The 19,201-nt window shown below is 64.3% G+C and carries 11 protein-coding genes; 6 read left to right on the top strand and 5 right to left on the bottom strand.

The genetic code is table 11. The annotated features are described in order from the left end of the window. Window positions 1-5: 5 nt before the first annotated feature. Together HJO_RS12475 and HJO_RS12470 are read right to left on the bottom strand one after the other, a co-directional pair. Complete coding sequence (locus HJO_RS12475; protein ID WP_035617716.1) at window positions 6-989, bottom strand: agmatine deiminase family protein; 984 nt, start codon at window positions 987-989, stop codon at window positions 6-8. Window positions 990-1,083: 94 nt separating this feature from the next. After that, complete coding sequence (locus HJO_RS12470; protein ID WP_051618565.1) at window positions 1,084-4,260, bottom strand: TonB-dependent receptor; 3,177 nt, start codon at window positions 4,258-4,260, stop codon at window positions 1,084-1,086. A 264-nt stretch (window positions 4,261-4,524) separates the two neighbouring features. Here HJO_RS12470 and HJO_RS18715 point away from each other — a divergent pair, with 264 nt between their 5' ends. Next, window positions 4,525-6,231: an ArnT family glycosyltransferase gene (locus tag HJO_RS18715; protein ID WP_051618564.1), complete on the top strand. Its 1,707-nt coding sequence runs from the start codon at window positions 4,525-4,527 to the stop codon at window positions 6,229-6,231. 9 nt (window positions 6,232-6,240) lie between these two features. On the opposite strand, the gene msrA is transcribed toward HJO_RS18715, so the two are convergent. From msrA to HJO_RS12450, 3 genes are all read right to left on the bottom strand, one after another. Beyond that, entirely contained in the window at window positions 6,241-6,891 is a 651-nt protein-coding gene (gene msrA, locus HJO_RS12460; protein ID WP_035617357.1) for a peptide-methionine (S)-S-oxide reductase MsrA, read from the bottom strand. A 157-nt stretch (window positions 6,892-7,048) separates the two neighbouring features. Beyond that, entirely contained in the window at window positions 7,049-9,106 is a 2,058-nt protein-coding gene (gene pbpC / locus HJO_RS12455; RefSeq protein WP_035617354.1) for a penicillin-binding protein 1C, read from the bottom strand. Window positions 9,107-9,110: 4 nt separating this feature from the next. After that, window positions 9,111-14,087: an alpha-2-macroglobulin family protein gene (locus HJO_RS12450; RefSeq protein ID WP_084141970.1), complete on the bottom strand. Its 4,977-nt coding sequence runs from the start codon at window positions 14,085-14,087 to the stop codon at window positions 9,111-9,113. A 172-nt stretch (window positions 14,088-14,259) separates the two neighbouring features. On the opposite strand from HJO_RS12450, the gene HJO_RS12445 reads away from it, so the two are divergent. From HJO_RS12445 to HJO_RS12425, 5 genes are all read left to right on the top strand, one after another. Continuing rightward, window positions 14,260-14,667, top strand: a complete 408-nt coding sequence (locus tag HJO_RS12445; RefSeq protein ID WP_051618563.1) for a YbaN family protein — start codon at window positions 14,260-14,262, stop codon at window positions 14,665-14,667. Window positions 14,668-14,672: 5 nt separating this feature from the next. Next, window positions 14,673-15,446 carry an SDR family NAD(P)-dependent oxidoreductase gene (locus tag HJO_RS12440; protein WP_035617351.1) on the top strand — a complete coding sequence of 258 codons (774 nt, stop codon included), beginning with the start codon at window positions 14,673-14,675 and terminating at the stop codon, window positions 15,444-15,446. A 59-nt stretch (window positions 15,447-15,505) separates the two neighbouring features. Continuing rightward, complete coding sequence (locus tag HJO_RS12435) at window positions 15,506-16,714, top strand: BaiN/RdsA family NAD(P)/FAD-dependent oxidoreductase (protein ID WP_035617349.1); 1,209 nt, start codon at window positions 15,506-15,508, stop codon at window positions 16,712-16,714. 59 nt (window positions 16,715-16,773) lie between these two features. Next, the gene (locus HJO_RS12430) at window positions 16,774-17,517 is read left to right on the top strand and encodes a TVP38/TMEM64 family protein (RefSeq protein WP_051618562.1); all 744 of its coding nucleotides are present in this window, start codon (window positions 16,774-16,776) and stop codon (window positions 17,515-17,517) included. A 133-nt stretch (window positions 17,518-17,650) separates the two neighbouring features. Continuing rightward, window positions 17,651-19,186: a 2-isopropylmalate synthase gene (locus HJO_RS12425; RefSeq protein ID WP_035617347.1), complete on the top strand. Its 1,536-nt coding sequence runs from the start codon at window positions 17,651-17,653 to the stop codon at window positions 19,184-19,186. The last annotated feature ends 15 nt before the right edge of the window (window positions 19,187-19,201 follow it).

Below are 19,201 nucleotides of genomic sequence, written 5' to 3'. Positions count from 1 at the left end.
GGGTGTCAGGCGGGAATTTCACGGGTCATGCAGTGGAAACTGCCGCCACCGCGCAGAATGTTCAATGCCGGCAGGCCGATCACCTTGCGCCCCGGGAAAAGCGGACGCAATTCCGACAGGGCGACGAGGCCGAAGCGTTCGTCATAGACCGGCACGATCACGGCACCATTGGTGATGGTGAAATTCATGTGGCTGGCCGGCGCGGCCTTACCATCCCCAAGGTCGATCCGGCCCGGCGAGGAGATCGTCGAGACCATCAGGCCCATCGTGCGCAACCGGTCGACGATGGCCAGCAGGATGGCGGCGTTCGGATCTTCCTTGCCGGTCGGATGCTGGCACAGCACATGGCCCGGCGCGATGAAACGGGCAACATTGTCGACATGGCCGTCAGTATGGTCGTTGAGCAGGCCGTCGCCGAGCCAGATGATTTCGTTGACGCCAAAGGCCACCGACAACGCAACTTCCGCATCGCCCTCGCCCCAGCCGGTGTTCCGGTTCGGATTGAGCAGGCATTGCCGGGTTGTCAGGAGGCGCCCTTCGCCATCGACATCGATCGCGCCGCCTTCCAGCACGAAATCGTGGGCGTGCAGGGGCACGCCCTCGACACCGGCCAGGGCGGCCGCCGTCTGGTCATCACCCGGCATGACATACTTGCCGCCCCACCCGTTGAACCGGAAGGCCTGCGCCTCGCGGCCTTCGGGCCCGGACGTGAAGATGGGGCCTGTATCCCTCAGCCAGATATCGCCGGTCGGAATCTCGACCAGTTCAGCGGTTTCGCCGAGCATGGCACGCGCCGATGCGAGCGCTTCGCTTGACCCCACCGCGACCTTGACCGGTACGAACCCGGCGGCGGTGCGGATGAAGGCCGCGATCTCGGCGCGGGCACCTTCAAGATCACCGCCCCATTCCTCGGCGAGGCGCGGCCAGCCACACCACAGGGCGGCTTGCGGCGCCCATTCAGGCGGCAGGATGGATTTGGCTTCGATCATGGTTGCAGCGCTTGCCATACCTTTCCGGTAACGAAAAGGGCGGCCCGCATCGCAGGCCGCCCTTCCCCAATCTACGTCCTGGATCGCAAGCGGCCTAGAACTTGTATTTGACGCCGAAGTGAACCTGCCACAGCGACGCGCTGTTGACGATGCGGTCACGGTCAGCGTCGCCATTGAAGCTCGTGATGACGTACTGGCCGTTGTCGATACCGCTGATGTCATAGAGATCAGCATTACCCGGGAAGCCGTGCTCGCGCAGGACGCCCCATTCGTCGTTCAACAGGTTGCCCAGGTTCTCGATAACGATGAACGCTTCCGTGCGATCATTCTCACGAAGGCCTGGCAGTTCCTGCGACAGGCGAAGGTCGAACTTCGTCCACCAGTCATCAGCAGCCGAGTTACGATCGACGACACCGCCGCGATAGTCCCACAGATCCTTGTTCTCGCTGACGTACTGGTTCAGCGCAGCAACGGCTGCCGGATCCGACAGTGGCGAGATCAGGCCATCACCTTCACCTGCCGGGATATAGGCCAGTGCGCGGGCATTGTTGAACAGCGGCGAGAAGATGCCGGTGTTCGAGCCGAAGGTGTAGCTGTATGGCGCACCTTCGCTGGCCGTGCCGAACAGCGATGCCCGGGTCGTCAGGTTGTTGATGAAGTCTTTCTCATAGTTGAACTGGAACGTGAAACGGTGAGCAATCTCATAGTCGCTCGTGCCCAGGTCAGGCTGGAATGCATTGTCCGTCGAGAAGTTCACAAAGTTCGAGAAGGCCACCGAAGACGTCATCGGGTTGGCATCCTTGGCATCGGTGTAGGCGTAGCCGAGCGACCAATCCATGCCGTTGTCATATTGCTTGGACACACCAAGCGACAGGACGAGCGCGGAGCCCTTCTCTTTCGCATTGGTCAGCAGGAAGTCGTTCGTGTTGCCTGTGCCGTAGATCGGACGCCCATCAGGTGCCGTATCCGTCTGGACCCAGCTGATTGGCTGCGACAGGGCCGCTTCATTCGTCTTGGAATACAGAATGTCGGCCATGATGCGCCAGTCGCTGCCGATCATCGGGTTCGCACTGTCAAAGTCGATAACCGTACCCAGAGCGAACTTCCACTCGGATGGGATTTCGAAGTTGGGGTCGATGGCGTTGACGGGGCCACCACCAGTTGCCGCAGCGACAGCAGCCACTGCTTCATCCGGCACGTCGATGAACGGACGACCCGCACCACCGGCATAGGTGTAGTCAGCAATGTTCGGCGCAACGCCACCAATGCCTGGCAGGCAGTCATTCGTGCGGGTCCGCTCACGGCATTCGAACAGGGTCACACCATTGTTGGAGTAATTGTTCGCGATCCAGACGTTCGGGTTGCCGCCGGAATAGAGGCCGGCACCGCCGTGGAATTCAACATTGTCGCTGAACTCGTACTTGAAGCCGAGGCGCGGCTGCAGCAGGTCGCGGCCGTCCATGGTTTCGTCGTTGCGAATACCGTAAGTGTCGAGGAAAGTCTGGTTGAATGCAGGTGCATCGTCAGACTGGTAAGTATCGTAGCGCAGACCGGCCACGATGTTCAGCTTGTCGTTAACCTGCCACTCGTCCTGCGCGTAGAACGTGTTGATTGCGTAGGAAAACGCAGCCGCGCCATCATCCTGGTTGTTCGTGCCAGCCGCGTTCTCGTAACGGAAATCCGAAAAGTCGCCTGCAGCAAAATCTGCAATCGAGTCGAACACCCATTCGCCCTGAACTTCCTGGATGAACAGGTTGAACACTTCAAACTCTTCACGCTCGGCACCCACCGTGAACAGGTGATTGCCCATCGTGTAGTCGGCTTTGCCTTTGAAGTTCAGCGTTTCGTAGGTCAGCTCGTTGGCATGACGGCTGTCGTCTGCACCGAGGTAGACGGTCGAACCGCCAACGCGCACCTGGACTTCACCGAAATTGTCGAGACCGCCGACAGGGATCTGGCGGTTTTCAAGGTCAACGTAGGTGACACGGAACTCGGTCGACAGGTTCTCGGTCCAGTCAGAGTAGAGTGCACCCGTGTAGTTCTGCAGCTTCGCGCCGCGCTCGTAATAGTGGTTACCATCGGAAAGGCGGTTCGAACCATCGTCGGACGGGCTGAAGTTGAAGCCGTCATTGTAGTTATAGGTAAGGATGGCGCGGTGATTGTTGGTGATGTTCCAGTCGAGTTTTGCGAAGATCTTTTCGTCTTCAACAGCAATCGATGTCGGCAGGCCGCCGGCGATGTAGCCATACCCTTCGGCGATGTTGATGATCTGGTCGTAATCAGCTTGCGTGAGACCAGCGCTTTCCGGCGTGAAGCCGAAGATGCTCGCGCCTTCGAACTTTTCGTACGAACCGAAGAAGAACAGCTTGTCCTTGATGATCGGTCCACCAACGTTGAAGCCGTAACGCTTTTCTTCGAAATCGCCGAGATCGACGTCCGTGCCGTCAACCTTGTCGCCAGTGAAACCGTCGCTGGTGAAGTCGTAGAAGGCGCCGCCGTGGAATTCGTTGGCGCCGGTCTTGGTGACGGCGTTGATGTTACACGCCGTGAACTGGCCGTACTCGACGTCAAACGGGGCAAGCTCAACCGAAACCTGTTCGATCGAGTCATACGAGAACGGGATACGCTCGGTCGGGTAGCCGTTGGAGTTCAGGCCGAAATTGTCGTTGAGGCGTGCGCCGTCGACCGTCAGCGAGTTGTAGCGCGGGTTGGCACCGGCGCAGCTGATCGAGTCGTTGAAGGCTTCGTCGACGTAAACGCGGGGATCAAGACGAACGATGTCCTTGATGTCGCGGTTCATGGCCGGTGCATTTTCCAGCGTCGACAGGTTGTAGGTCGATGACGGACCAGACGCGACCTGGGCAGCCGAAACAGCCGACCCGGTGATGACGACTGTTTCCATGCGGGCCGTGTCGTCGCCTTCAGCTGCGACGTCGACGACCAGGCTGAGCGACGTTGCATCGCCAAGGTTGGCGTAGATGTCGTGGGCGCGGCTTGGCACGAAGCCCGGGCCGGTCACGGTGACGCTGTAGGGGCCGCCAACGCGGAGGTTTTGCGCACCGAACGCGCCGGTGTTGGAGGTCGTCGTGACCGCAACCGTACCGGTGGGTTCGTGCAGGATGGTGACAGTGGCGCCGGAAACGGCTGTCCCGTTGCTGTCAGTGACCTGACCGCGAATGCTGGAAGTTGTGACCTGCGCTGCGGCGAGGCCTGCAACGCCGAGAGCGATGGCAGAAACTGCCATGCCGCGACCGAATGTAGTCCAATTCATGATGATATTCCCCTGATCCGAATGAGCCCCCGGCCTGAAACACTGGTGCAGGCCGGCCTGCGGTCGCTTACTCCCGCTGCATGACGGATTAGTGACAAGTTTTTGAAGGTTCAACGTACGTATGAGCGAATACAGCCATTAACTATGCTGCGATGCAAAAAAGCCACGGTTTGGGGCGTTCAAAGGTACAGATTGCCTCACATGGGGGCTGTATTCGCGAGACTGTGCGCTGCATAAGCGCATAACGTATCAAGGTGAGATCGCATGCAGCGCACGGAAACCGATTCGGCGAGTGAGGGTCTCAGGCCTGTTCTGATGGTCCTCGGGGCCATTCTCCTGCTTCGCGTCGGGGCGCTCGTCCTCTCCCCGCTCAACCTCTATGCCGATGAAGCGCAATACTGGCGGTGGGGCGAAGTGCTGGACTGGGGCTATTATTCAAAGCCCCCGATGATCGCCTGGGTGATCCATGGGGTGACGGCCCTGTTTGGTGATTCCGAATGGGCGGTGCGGCTGGCCGCGCCCTTCCTGCACATGGCGGGCGCCGTGTTCCTGCTGCTGCTGGGGCGGGCGATGTACGGCACGCGCGTCGGCATGTTTGCCGCGCTCGGCTATGCACTGATGCCGGCTGTCATCCTGTCATCCGCCGTGATCTCGACAGACGGCGTCCTGATGCCGTTCTGGTGCGCCGGGCTCTACACGTTCTGGCGGCTGCGCAGCGGCGAAGGCGGGTGGGCGAGCGCCGTTGGCCTTGGCGTCGCTGTCGGCGCCGGGTTCCTGTCGAAATACGCCATGCTCTACTTTGTCATCGGCATCGTGCTGACGCTGCTCCTGGACCGGCAGACGCGGCGCGCCCTGCTGTCGCTGCACGGGCTTGCCGCGCTGGCGGTCGCCGCAGCCATCTTCGCGCCGCACCTCGCCTGGAATGCTGCCAACGATTTCAAGACCGTCAGCCACACGGTCGACAATGCCAATCTCGGCGGCGACCTCATCCATCCGGACCACGCCATCACGTTCCTGGTCGACCAGATCGGTGTCTTCGGGCCGATCAGTTTCCTGTCGCTGGCCGTCGGCCTGTTCGTGATGCGCAGTGAGGATGCCGGCGTGACCGGGCGGGACCGCTGGCTGCTCTGCTTCATCCTGCCGGTTCTGGTGATCATCCTGTTCCAGGCCGTGCTCTCGCGCGCGAATGCGAACTGGGCTGCAACCGCCTGGCCCGCCGCCAGCGTGCTGGTCGCCGCCTGGCTGACACGGGCCCGGCCCAATCGCCGGCTCTGGTGGATTGTCGCCGGCCTGACATTCGTGGCCCTGCAATTCGTGCCGGACGTCCCCGTCTGGGCACGGCTGGCCGCGGGCAGCCTTGTCGCCGCCGCGATGGTTGGCTTCGGGCATTTCGTGAAACACCGCCCATCCGGCCTTCTCTGGGCCAGCCTCGCGGTGCACGGCGTCATCGCCGCAGCGTTCATGACCGTCGCGTTGCTGCCGGCAGCCACCGCCAGCAATCTCGGCTTCGACAATGCCCTGAAACGCACCCGCGGATGGGATACGGCCGCCGAGGAAGTGTTCCGCCGGGCCGCAGATCTCGGCGCAACCGCAGTTCTCGTCGACGAGCGCGAAGTCTGGCACGGGCTCGACTATTATGCGCGCGACCGCACGATCCCGCTGATTTCCTGGCGGCGCTACGGCGTGCCCAAGAGCTTTTCCGAATCCCGGCCGCTGGCGCCGCCGATCGACGGGAATGTGCTGGTCGTGTCGCTGCATGCGGAAATGCGGCCGATGCTGCGCAGTGACTTCCGGCGGTTCCAATCGGCCGGCGAAATCGCCATACCGCTGGGCACGCGCCGCAACGGCTGCTCGCTCACGCGGCGCTTCCATCTCTATCTTGCATCAGGTTTTGCGCCGGACCCGCACGATGCAGACTGGGAAGCGCGTCACGCGGGGCTGTCCGAATTCCGGGAACCGCCCTGCCCCTAGGCCAACGGCTCAGTGCGTGGCGACGGCGTCGCCCCAGAGCGCCTCGATGCGCTTGTCGCGTCCGCAGGACGAGCGATAGTAGCTGTAGCGCAACGGGTTCTTCTTGTAATAATTCTGGTGATAGTCCTCGGCCGGCCAGAACGTGCTGGTGGCAAGGACCTTGGTCACGACCGGCTTGGGCAGGACGCGGGACGCGTCGACTGCGGAAATATCGCTCTCGGCAACCTGGCGTTCTTCGTCATTGGCAACGAAAATGGCTGACCGGTAGCTGTCGCCCTTGTCGCAGAACTGGCCAAAGGCGTCGGTCGGGTCGATATGGTGGAGGAAATAGGTCACCAGCTGGTCATACGACACGACATCGGAATCATAGGTCACCTTGACCGATTCATAATGGCCCGTGGTCTCGTGGCTGACCTGCTTGTAGGTCGGGTTGGCCACGTCGCCACCGGTATAGCCCGAGATCGTGTCGATCACGCCGTCGACCTTGTCGAAATCCGCTTCGGTGCACCAGAAGCAGCCGCCGGCAAACACCGCCGTCGACAGGCGCTTGGCCGATTCGGTTGCTGGCTGGTCTTCTGCGCCGGCACTCGAGATGAACGCGAAACCGGCCGCGGCAATCCCGGCAGACAAGGCGATAAGGGTGGCGGAACGGTTACGCATGACAAACTCTTAAACACGACTATAGGCGTACGTGCCGCCTACCAAAGTCCCATATGGGATGCGCCCCTTTGCTGGAAAGAGGACAACTGCACAGTTAACAGGTTTGTGTTGACCGCGTGTTGTCAGGCAGTGGCAATTTTGGGGCGAAGCTGTGTTGTCAAGCAGGCCCGGTCAGGACGCGCACACGCACCCGGCTCGTCCGTCCTGCAGTATCCACTGCAGTGACGATGTAGAATCCCTCGCGGGTCGGCTGCCAGACGGGCGCGCCCGCGTCATCAATGGCGCAAGGCGCTCCGTTAACGAACCAGGTGAGCTGTCCCTCCCCCCGGCCGGCGAGGACAAACCCCTTTGCCGGCGTGCCATCGACGGTTCCCGCCCACAATTCGGCGTCGCGCGGCGGGAACAGGATCTGTGGCGGTGCGTCAGCGGAAAAGTCGCGGATCGCGCCCTTCGACCTCGGCCGCGCTTCAGCCGTCAGGCGGCCGCGTGCGGCCCCTTCATCGCGCAGGTGGTGGGCCGCACGGTCGGCAATCTCGAACAGGATCGGCAGGGCGACATCGCCGCCGGTAACGCCCGGACGCGGCGCCCCGTCGGCGCGCCCGACCCAGACCACGATCGCAAGGTCGCCGGCCACGCCCGCAGCCCACGCGTCGCGGAAGCCGTATGACGTACCGGTCTTGAAGGCGATCTGCGGCGCATTCTCCGTCAGGCGACCCGGCACCCGGCCTTCCGGCGTCGGGCCATTCTGCAGGATGCGGATAATCTCGTCAGCGCTGGCCTCACCGATCAGGCGCTGGCCCGGCAGGGCGCGGCTGGCCGGTTCCGCGTCGGCCCGCCAGACCAGTGGCTTGGCAACGCCCTTGTCGCCGAGCGCGGCATACAGCACGGCCAGCTCGCGCGCCGTCAGGCCAGCCCCGCCAAGCGCGATCGCCAGCCCGGCCTCATGGCTGGCAGACCCGGCAATCCGCGGGCTGGCGCCTGCCAGTGCCAACTGCGCGGCGAACCGTTCGGGCCCGACCTTGTCGAGCATCATCACCGCCGGCACGTTGAGTGAGTGCTGCAGCGCGTCCGACACACGCACGTCGCCGCGGAACATGCGGTCGAAATTCTCCGGCTGGTAGGCGGCGAACCGCCTCGGCAGGTCGGAGATCAGCGTGTCCGGCGCGGCCGAGCCGTCATCGAAGGCCATCGCATAGATAAAGGGTTTCAGCGTCGATCCCGGCGAGCGCGCCTGCGCCGTCAGGTCAAGCCAGCCGCCCGGCCGGTCGCGCGAGGCCGACCCGGCAATGGCCCGTACTGCCCGGGTCGGGATGTCCACGACCAGTACCGAAACCTGCACCTCGGGGCCTGCCGCGTCCGCCCGGGTCAGCGCAATCCGCTCGACCTCGGCCTGCAGGCTGGAGTCGAGAGTCGAGCGCACATCACCGCGCGGCCCGCTGGCGAGCGCCTTGGCTGTGCCATGCCAGGCGCGATCCGGGAAATCCCGGCGGCGCCCCGGCACTGGCAAGGCCGCAACGTCGGCGACGTCCGCTTCGGAAAACACGCCATAATTTGCCAGCTTTTCCGCGACCCAGTCACGCGCCCTGGCGGCCTGGACCGGCCGCCGGTCCGGGCGCCGCGCTTCCGGCGACTGGGGCAACGCGATCAGCAGCGCGATCTCGTCGTCCGACAGGCGGTCCGCTTCGTGCCCGAAATAGCTCCAGCTTGCCGCCCGCACGCCTTCGAGATTACCGCCATAGGGTGTCAGCGTGAGGTAGAGTTCGAGGATCTCGTCCTTGCTGAGCCGGTGTTCGATCTGCCGGGCCCGGATGATCTCGATCAGTTTCGACCCGATGGTGCGGTCGCGCGGCTCAAGCATGCGCGCCGTCTGCATCGTGATGGTCGATCCACCGGACACGATCCGGCCGGCGAAAACGGAATCCACCGCCGCCCGCGCCATGCCGATCCAGTCGGTGCCCTGGTGCTGGCGGAAGCGCTTGTCCTCGACGCGGATCAGGGCCTCGACGAATTCCGGGTCGATCTTGTCGAGATCGCCACGGAACCGCCAGCGGCCATCATCGGTCGGAAAGGCGCGCAGCGGCTTGCCCTGCCGGTCGGTGACCATGGCCGAGATATGCCCGGCCCTGGCCAGCGGCGGCGGGAACAGCGCATCAAGCCCGAACACCGCCGCCAGAAGGACCGCAAGGGCCGCAAGCAGGCGCCCCGGCTGGCTCATGGGCCTACTTGCCTCCTGCAGTCGTGCCCGGTGCCCCGGTGATTACGACACGTCCCGGACGCGAGCGGGCATAGACCGCCGGCCGATACATGTCCTCGGCAACAACGCCCGGCATGGCGAAATCACCGGCCGTCACCGCGCGCACGACATAGGCCAGCGTCTTGGCATCGCCATAGACATCGACGGCCGCGACGAAGCGGTCATCCTGTGCCTGCTCGGACTGGGCCTGGGCAATCTCGCCGACAAAGGCGAAAGCCCCTGACGTATTGTTGGTGCGCTTGCCGTCTGCGGGCTTCAGCACCGTTTCGATCTCGAAGCCGGCCGGCAGCAGGTCGGCCACGATCACCGGGTTGAGGCGGCGCTCTTCCGGCGTGACCGTCAGGCGCACGACCAGCTGGTCACCCTGGTTGACCCGCGAAAGGTCGACCTTCCCGCCAGTCATCGTGAAGTAGGTCTTGTCGACCTTCAGTTTCGAAGACGCGGCTGGCGGCGCCTTTTCAGGTGCGCCGGTGACCATCACGGTCCGGAACATCGGCGCCTTGCCTTCGAGCTTGAACGTGACGCCCGAGGCGACCTGCTCTTCCGAAATCAGGTACTGGCGCTGGTTGTCCTTGTTGCGGCCAAGACCTTCAACGACCAGGCGGAACGCATTCTCACCCCTGTTGAAGTCATTCACCGCCAGCAGGATGAACGCCTTTTCCTGCGTCGTCAGCGTGTCGGCGTCGGGCACGTCCTTGCCGAGCTTTTCGGCGAGACGGGCGACGACAGGCGCCATGTCGGCTTCGCTGGCAAGGGCCATGACACCTGCAACGTCACGCAGCGGCGTCTGGTAGTAATCGCCGGTATTGGTGTAGCCGAGCGCCTTTTCCGCCGACTCGAACGCCGATGTGGCGCGCGACCGGTCGCCGAGCAGGGCCAGGCCGGCCCCGATCTGGGCACGGGCGAGCGGGCTGTTGATCTTCGGCAGTTCCCGGTCATGCAGGTAGCGCAGGCGGGAAATGTCCGCCTCCCCTGCCTTGGCCAGGACATAGAGCGAATAGGCCGACGCCCGGTACATCATCTGCTCGGCGGTATCGTTGGAATACCGGCTTTCATAGACGTCCGTATCATAGCCGTAGACGCGCCACTGGTCGCCGGTCGAGATCGCCCTGAGCGCGCCATAGGCCCGGTCAAGCGATTCAGCCGGCACTTCATAGCCTTCGGCCTTGGCGCGATAGACGAAGTCCGTCACATAGGCGCCGAGCCATGGCGAGGCATTGCCGTCACCTTCACGCCACAGGCCGAACGCGCCATCGGCGCTCTGCCGGTTCAGCAGCGTGTTGACGGCGGTCTGGATGCGGTCACGCGCATTGTCGCGCGTCCCGCGCGCCCCCATCGCGACCAGCTGTTCGGAATAGAGCAGCGGCAGCGCCCGGCTCACCGTCTGTTCGGTGCAGCCATAGGGATAGCGGTCGAGCGAGGCATAGAGCGTCGCCGGGTCGACCGGAATGCTCGAATAGCCGACCGTCACGTCCACCGATCCCGGGATATAGCCGGCGAGCAGTTTCGGATCGATCGCGTATTCGTCGCCAGGCTGCATCAACGCGCTCGTCGAGCGGGTTTCCGGCAGGTAGGGCGAACGGGTCTGGATGTCATAGGTGTGGGTCACCGCAAACTTGTTGGGCCCTGTCACCGCCATGCGAACCTGGGAAATACCCTCGGTCGTCGCATCCACCCGCACCGGTGCATCCGAGCGCTGGCCTGTCGGCAGGGTCTTGCGGAAGTGACTGTCGGCAACGGTCAGCGGACCTGATCCGGTTATGTCGGCCCTGAACTCGCCGGCAGGCAGTTCGACATTGTCGATGCTGGCCGTCAGGAACGCTTCATCACCCGGCGCCAGGAAGCGCGGCAGGATCATCTCGGACGGCGCTTCGTCGCGCACGGTCATCTTCGACTCGCCGCTGCCAAGCCCGGTCTTCGACCATGCCACCGCCATCAGGCGCAGTTCGCCGTTGAAGTCCGGCACATCGAAGCGGATCTTCGCCTTGCCGGACCGGCCGACATCGACGAGGCCGGAGAACAGCGCCACCGACTTGGTCGGCACAACCGTCAGGCCTTCACCGCCGAGCTGGTCACCACCGGTGCGCACCTCTGCCGGCAGGCCCATGTTCGGGTCCAGCAGGCGGCCGTAATCGTCATAGAGTTCAACGCCGAGCGCCTTCTGGCCGTAATAATAGCTGACCGGGTCGGGGCTCTTGAACTTGGTGAGCTGCAGGATGCCCTCGTCCACGGCGGCCAGGGTCAGGAACACCGGCTCGCGCGGGCCATTGCCGAAACTGACCTCGACCACCTGTTCGCCGCGCGGGCGGGCCACCTTCGGCGCGGCGATCGTCAGGGCGAATGTACGCGCGTCCATGTTGACCGGCACGTTCACCACGCCCACCGCACGGCGCGGCTTGGCCTGCAGGATCGGGTCACGTTGGGTATAGACGTTGACCATGACATAGGCGCCCTCGCCCCAGGCATCCGTCACCGGCAAGGTCACGCGGGTACCGGCCGCCGTGACGGCCAGGTTCTGGACCGACAGGACCGTATCGGTTGCCACGACGATCTGGGCCTGCCCGTCATAAGGCGGGATGATCGTCATCACGGCCGTCTGGCCGGGCGACGGAGACTTGTCCGGGCCGATCACGCGAACCCGGTCGGGTGCCTCGACACCGTCACCGGACACACGGCCACCCCAGCCGACATAGAACGCATTGCTGGCCTGGGCGCCGACATTGACGCCTTCAGCTTCGACCACGAGTTCATGGCTGCCCCATTCGAGGCCGCTGACCTTGATCTCGGCGGTTCCGCCAGCCGGCGTCGTCACGACACCCTCGTTCGCCTTGGTCACCGTGCGCGACCGGCGCCAGCGCCACTCATCGCCATCGCGGTACCAGTCATAATGGTAGTCGATCGCGAGCATTTTCCATTTCAGGCGCTGGCCAACAGCCACGCCATCGGAATTGACCGCGACGACCTGGAAGACCGAATCGCCGCCTTCATCGACGGAATCCTCGAAACCGGGCTTCAGGCCGATATAAAGACTCTCCGGCCGGTAGGGCACACGCAGGCTCTCGGTGACCGCGCGGCCGCCAGGCTCGAGCACGCTGACCACGGCATTGATCCGCAGCGGACGCCCGGCATTGCTGCCGGCTGAGCCCGGTGCCACGCGCACTGTCGCATTGCCGGCCCCGTCCGTTGTCTGGTCAGGGAGTTCGACGATGCGTTCCTCGAACGTTGCGTCATGGCGACCGAATTCAAAGCCGTCGAATGCCGGGAACGGGTTCTGCTGGGGCTCGATACGCGCTTCTGACTTGACGGTCAGGCCCGCGCCGGGCGCCCCGTAGAGGAACCGCGAGGCAACGCTCAGGTCGACACTGCCGCCAACCTTGATCGGCGTCTTGTCGTCGCCTGTCAGGTCGACCGCGATCCGCTGGGGCACGAAATCCTCGACCGAGAACCGCGCCGTCCCGGCAGGCTCGGCCATGCCGTCCATTTCGATGACAGCCCGCCACTGGCCACGCGAGGCGCCCCTCGGCAGGTCGAAGCCATTGAGGACCGCGCCCGACTCCGGGTCGTCGAACCGCACCTTGGTCGCAACCAGGCCGTTCGGGCGATAGATGACCAGATTGCCGGCACGGGACGAAATCTGCCGTCCGGTCCGGTCGCGCAGCAGCGCCGAAATCTCGACTGTCTCGCCGGGCCGGTAGATGCCGCGATCCGTATAGACATAGGCATCGACCAGACCGGGCGTGCGGCGTCCGCCGACAGCATGCTCAGACAGGTCCACCGGTGCCCGTGTCAGGTCCAGTGCCGCGAGTTCACCCTTGGCGCTGAACGCCAGCAGCATTCTCGGAGCCAGGTTGCCCTGCCCGCTGATGATCGGCTTGTCGAACGCAACCCGGCCCTGTTCGTTGCTGCGGGTCTCGGCCAGGATTTCATTGTTCATGGCCACAAGCTGGACGTCCGTATCCGGAACGGGCTTGCCGTCCTGCAGCGAGCGCAGGGTCACGTCGAGGCCGTTCTCGCCTTCATAGGCGGTGATCGCGAGGTCGGTCAGCATGATCCAGCGACTGGACGACGCAGGCGGGCCTTCGGCAGCATTCAGCTCCGCCGCGTCGGTGACGCGGACATAATAGGCGCCAGGCTCCAGCGTGCCGATGACATCCTGCAGCGGGAAGACCGAGATTACCGGCGCGTTCTGCTCGGAGGGAACCTCCATCGTGCCGGACCAGATTTCTGCTTCCACGTCACTCGGATCGTCTTCACCCCAGGAATAGGAATAGCGTCCCTGCGCGCTGGTTTCGCCTTCGCTGATGCTCTTGAAGGCCAGCGCGCGGTCATTGATGCGCGACACCGTGATCTTCACCTTGTCGACATTGACCGTTTCGATTGGCAGGCCGTCGGCATCCTCGCGCGGCAGGATGACGCCCGCCCCCTTGAAGCCGACATACGGCGGCCGGTCGGCGAAATCGATCGCGACCGTCTCTTCGCCCTTCAAGGTGCGCCCGTCAGCGGCCGGCAGGCCGGACAGGATCGTCGCCGTGCGGCTCGTCCCGAAGGTCAGGCCACCGATGCACAGCTCGCGGCCCTCGACGCTGAGCGCCGGCCGGAACGCGGGGCGGAACTCGACGAACGGCGAATAGTCGGTTTTCGGGTCGAGCGCGGCAGAGAAAACGAGACAGGCCAGCGGTTGATCGGCGCTGGTGTCGATCCGGTAACGGAAATAGGAGAACTCCTGCGCCTGGGCATCAAGGGCCTTCTGGCGGCGCTGTTCGCGCTGGCGCGCGGCGACCCGATCCTTGGGCGAGCGCTGGACAACTTCACCCGCGCTGCTGGCGACGTCAGGCGTCTTGGCCTTGTCAGACCCACCGCCACATGCAGCCGCCACGGCGAACAACATGGCTGCCAGTACGACCCGAAAGGTTCCCCGCTTGCCGAAAGTGTCGTGCGACATGTTCCCACTCCTCTGATCTTCTTATCGCATCCTTACACACCTTCGCCGCGGCGCGAACAGGGCGCGATTGGGTCAATTCAAAGGATTATTGCAAATTCTTCACGCCATTGGCATTCGCCGTGCGCTCCGCACCGGCTTGCCAGCCGTTCCAATCCACCCGAAGAATGCCCCCATGTGGGCCTGGCGGATCTTCGGACTTATCGCATTCGCGCTGGGCGCGATCGGCCTGGTGCTCCCGGTCTGGCCGACAACGATCTTCTGGATCGCCGCAGCGCTTGCCTTTGCCCGTTCCAACCCCGCCTGGGCCGCGTGGATCTATGCGCGGCCGGGCATCGGCGAACCGATCCGGACGTTCGCCGAACACGGCCGGATGAACATGCGCAGCAAGGCCGCCGCCCTGTCGGGCATGGCGCTCGCCGCCGCCGGGACGATCTTCCTGTTTTGGCAGATGCCCTGGGCGATGGCCGGCAGCCTCGGCCTGCTGGCCATCGGCGCCGCGTTCGTGATCAGTCGCAAGGCACCGTTTGACCCGGCAGCTGAACCGCCTACAGACACAGTAATAAAGCAAAAGGGAGACTGACGGGCATGGACCTCGGATTGAAGGACAAGGTGATTTTCGTGGCAGGCGCCAGCCGGGGCATCGGGCTTGGCATTGTCGAAGCCTGCCTCGCGGAAGGCGCAAAAGTCGCCATGGCCGCGCGCGGCGCCGAGGCGCTGGAGGAACAACGCGCCCGCCTCGCCAAGCAATATGGCGAAGACAGGCTCTGGGCCCGGGCGGGAGACCTGCGCGATTCCGGCACGATCGACACGATGATTGCTGCAATCGAAACCGAATTCGGCCCGCTCTGGGGCGCAGTTGCCAATATCGGCCTCCACCCCTGCCCGCCCGGATTTGAAGTGGACGACGAAACCTGGGATGGCGGCATCAGCCAGAATCTCGATTCGGCCTTCAAGCTCGCCCGTTCGGCCCTGCGCCAGATGACGCCGCGCAGCGAAGGCTCGGTCCTGATGATCACCTCCATCGCCGGTCTCGGCGCACTTGGCACGCCCGTCACCTATGGCACCTCCAAGGCGGCGATGAACCACCTCGCCAAGGAGCTTGCCCGCGTGGCGGGGCCGTCCGGTGTGCGCGTCAACGCGATTGCCCCCGGCAATATCATCTTCCCCGGCGGCGACTGGGAAACCCGCTCCGAAGGCGAGCGCGGCGCAGCCTGGAAAAAATGGATCCGCCGTGAAGTGCCGCTCAACCGGTTCGGTCGCCCCGACGAAATCGGTTCGGCAGCGGCCTACCTGCTCAGCCCGCTGGCCAGCTTCGTCACTGGCGCTATCCTGCCCGTCGATGGTGGCCAGACGAAGTAAGCTGTCCCGGCGGTGGATCAGGCTTGCACGCCGCACCCCGCCTGCGGCATAGGCCAGCCATGCCCGCTGCGCCCCCCTCCCCTGCATTCGACGCCGTCGTTCTGGGCGCCGGCGCCGCTGGCCTGTTCTGCGCCAGCCGCATGGGACGGGCGGGGCGCAAGGTGCTTGTCATCGATCATGCGGCAAAACCTGCCGAGAAGGTCCGCATTTCGGGTGGCGGACGATGCAATTTCACCAATATCCACACTGCGCCCGACCGATTCATTTCCGAGAACCCGCATTTCGCCAAGTCGGCGCTTGCCCGCTACACGCCGCAGGATTTTCTCGATCTGCTGGCCCGCCACGAAATCACCTGGCACGAGAAGACGCTCGGCCAGCTCTTCTGCGACCAGAAGGCCGGCGCCATCATCAGGATGTTGCTGGATGAACTGGACGCCGGTGGCGGCGAACTGCGCCTGAATACCCAGGTCACGTCCGTCAGCCACGCCGACGGCCTGTTCACGGTCGACACGTCGGGCGGGCGGCTGGCCGCGCCGAAACTCGTCATCGCCACCGGCGGCCTGTCCATCCCGAAAATGGGCGCCTCCGGCCTCGCCTACGACATTGCCCGCCAGTTCGGTCACGCCATCGTCCAGACCCGTGCGGCCCTCGTGCCGTTCGTCTTCACGGGCGCGGACCATGACGACTTCGCGTCAATCTCCGGCGTCGCCTGTGACGTGCGCGCCAGCACCGACCGGGCCGCCTTCGACGAGGCCATGCTGTTCACCCATCGCGGCCTTTCCGGCCCCGCCATCCTGCAGGTCTCATCCTACTGGTCGCCCGGCGAGCCGGTGACGCTTACGCTGCTGCCCGGCACCGACATTGCCGGGACCCTGAAGACCGCCAAGCGCGACCGGCCACAGCAGACGCTTGCCTCCGCGCTTGAGGCGCTTCTCCCCTCCCGCCTCGCCCACCTCGTCCTCAGCCGCACCCACACCACGCCCACGTCCCGCCTCGCCGACACCTCCCACGCCACACTCGACACCCTTGCCGGCGCCCTGTCGTCATGGGTCGTACGCCCGGCCGGCACCGAAGGGTGGCGCACGGCAGAGGTCACGGCGGGCGGGATAGACACGTCCGGCCTCTCGTCGAAAACCATGGAGAGCCGCCACCTTGCCGGACTCTATTTCATCGGCGAATGCGTCGACGTGACCGGCTGGCTCGGCGGCTATAATTTCCAGTGGGCCTGGGCGAGTGCCGCCGCCGGTGCAGAGGGCGCGGCCGCGTAGCAAACGCAGTGCAACAGACTGCTTGACGCAAGGGCGCACTGGCCGCATTCGATGCGCGCATGAGCCAGACTGACAAGACCGCCAGCCAGCCGGCCCGCCGGACATTGCTTCTCGGCGGTGGCCTGCTCGTCGCCGTGCTCGTCATCTTCATCATGGGCAAGCTCGGCCTTCTGCCGCGGGTAGAGTTGCTCAACACGTGGATGGAAACCGTCGCCGGCAGCCCCTGGGGCCTGCCCGCCGTGATCCTCGTCTTCTGCGGCGCCGCCTTTCTCGGAGTTCCCCAATTCGCCCTCATCGCCGCCGCCGTCGCCGTGTTCGGCCCGTGGCTCGGCTTTACCTATGCGTGGATCGCGAACATGTGTTCCGGCTCTCTGACATTCTGGGTCGGCCGCCTGGCCGGCGAACAGATGTTCCGCCGTTATGCCGGCGCAACAGCCAACCGCCTTGCCGCGTTCGTCGGCCGCAATGCGCTCGCGACCAGCGCGCTGGTGCGCAATGTGCCGACCGGCCCGTTCATCGTGGTCAACATGGCGTTCGGCGTCAGCACCGCGAAGTATCGCGACTTTGCCATCGGCATGGCGTTCGGGGTCCTGCCCAAGCTGGCCCTCATTGCCTTCGCAGGCCAGAGCCTGTTTGCCGCCCTGAAGGGCAATCCCGGCGTCGCCATCCTCACGGCGATGGTGGCTGCAGCCATCTATGGCGCGATTGCCCTCTATGCCCGAACGCGCCTCGGTCCGAAGGGGCAATCTGTTCCCCTGATCGGCGATAAGCCGGTTGACACAGGGGCGAAACCAGATGAATAAACCCCTCATGTGGAAAATTTTGCCCCTTGATCTCCTGCTTACTGGCCCCTGGCCGGAGCCGTCTGCCTAGGGGTAGTCGCGCGGCCAGGGGAATGTTCCAGCCCCCTCACACTTCAAGCAGAGCCGCAAAACCATGACTGCCAATCCCCATATCCGAATTTTCGACACGACCCTGCGTGACGGCGAACAGTCGCCCGGCGCATCCATGACCCATACGGAAAAGCTCGAACTCGCGAGCCTGATGGAAGACATGGGTGTCGACGTCATCGAGGCCGGTTTCCCCGCGGCCTCCGACGGTGACTTCGCCGCTGTCAGCGCCATCGCTGCCCAGTCGAAAAGCGCCATCATCTGCGGCCTTGCCCGCTCCACGCCCAGCGACATCGAACGCTGCGCCGAAGCCGTCAAGCATGCCGCCCGCCCGCGCATCCACACCTTCATCTCGACCAGCCCCGTGCACATGAAGCACAAGCTGAAAATGGGCGCGAACGCCGTGCTCGAAGCTGTCGGCCGCTCGGTCGCGCAGGCCCGCAACCATACCGACGATGTCGAATGGAGCGCCGAGGATGCAACGCGCACCGAGTTCGATTTCCTGTGCAAGTGCATCGACCTTGCGATTGCGTCCGGTGCCACGACGATCAACGTGCCCGACACGGTCGGCTATTCCCACCCTGACGAATACGGCGCGCTGTTCCGCCGCCTGATCGAGAATGTCGCCAATTCGGACAAGGTCATCTGGTCGGCGCATTGTCACAATGATCTCGGCCTTGCCGTCGCCAACTCCATCTCGGCTGTGGCGAATGGTGCTCGCCAGATCGAATGCGCCATCAACGGCCTCGGCGAACGCGCCGGCAATGCCGCTCTGGAAGAAGTCGTCATGGCCATGAAGGTGCGCGAAGACACATTGCCCTTCTCGACGGCCGTCAAGCCGGCCTACCTGTCGCGCGCCTCGGCCATGGTCAGTCGCATCACGGGCTTCCCCGTGCAGTTCAACAAGGCGATCGTCGGCAAGAACGCGTTCGCGCATGAAAGCGGCATCCACCAGGATGGCATGCTGAAAAATGCCGAAACCTACGAGATCATGAAGCCGGAAGACGTCGGCGTCGCGCAGACCTCGCTGGTCATGGGCAAGCATTCCGGCCGTCACGCCTTCCGCGACAAGCTGGAAAGCATGGGCTATTTCCTCGAGGGCGAGCCCCTGAATGATGCCTTCAAACGCTTCAAGGCCCTGGCGGACAAGAAGAAACACGTGTTCGACGATGATATCATCGCGCTTGTCGACGACCAGCTGTCTGCCGAAGGCGGGCGGATCGTCTTCCAGCGGCTGCGCGTCGTCTGCGGCACCGACGGCCCGCAAACCGCAGAGATCGACCTGACGGTCGACGGCGAAGAGAAGTATGCCATCGCGCGCGGCAATGGCCCGGTCGACGCGGTATTCCTGGCAATCCGGCAGATCGTGCCGCACGACGGCAAGCTGGAGCTCTACCAGGTCCACGCCGTCACGGGCGGCACGGACGCCCAGGCAACCGTGTCGGTCCGCCTCAATGGCGAAGGCATCATGGCAACCGGGCGCTCGTCCGATCCCGACACGCTGGTTGCCAGCGCCAAGGCCTATCTCCACGCGGTCAACAAGCTCGAAGCCCGCAAGGCCAAGCGCAGCAAGGCGGCCTAGGGAACCAATCCCCGT

Origin of the sequence: Hyphomonas johnsonii MHS-2, from assembly GCF_000685275.1 — a bacterium.
GTDB classification, from domain to species: Bacteria; Pseudomonadota; Alphaproteobacteria; order Caulobacterales; family Hyphomonadaceae; genus Hyphomonas; species Hyphomonas johnsonii.
The sequence above is the reverse complement of the archived record's forward strand: the minus strand, read 5'-3'. Positions and strand labels throughout refer to the sequence as shown.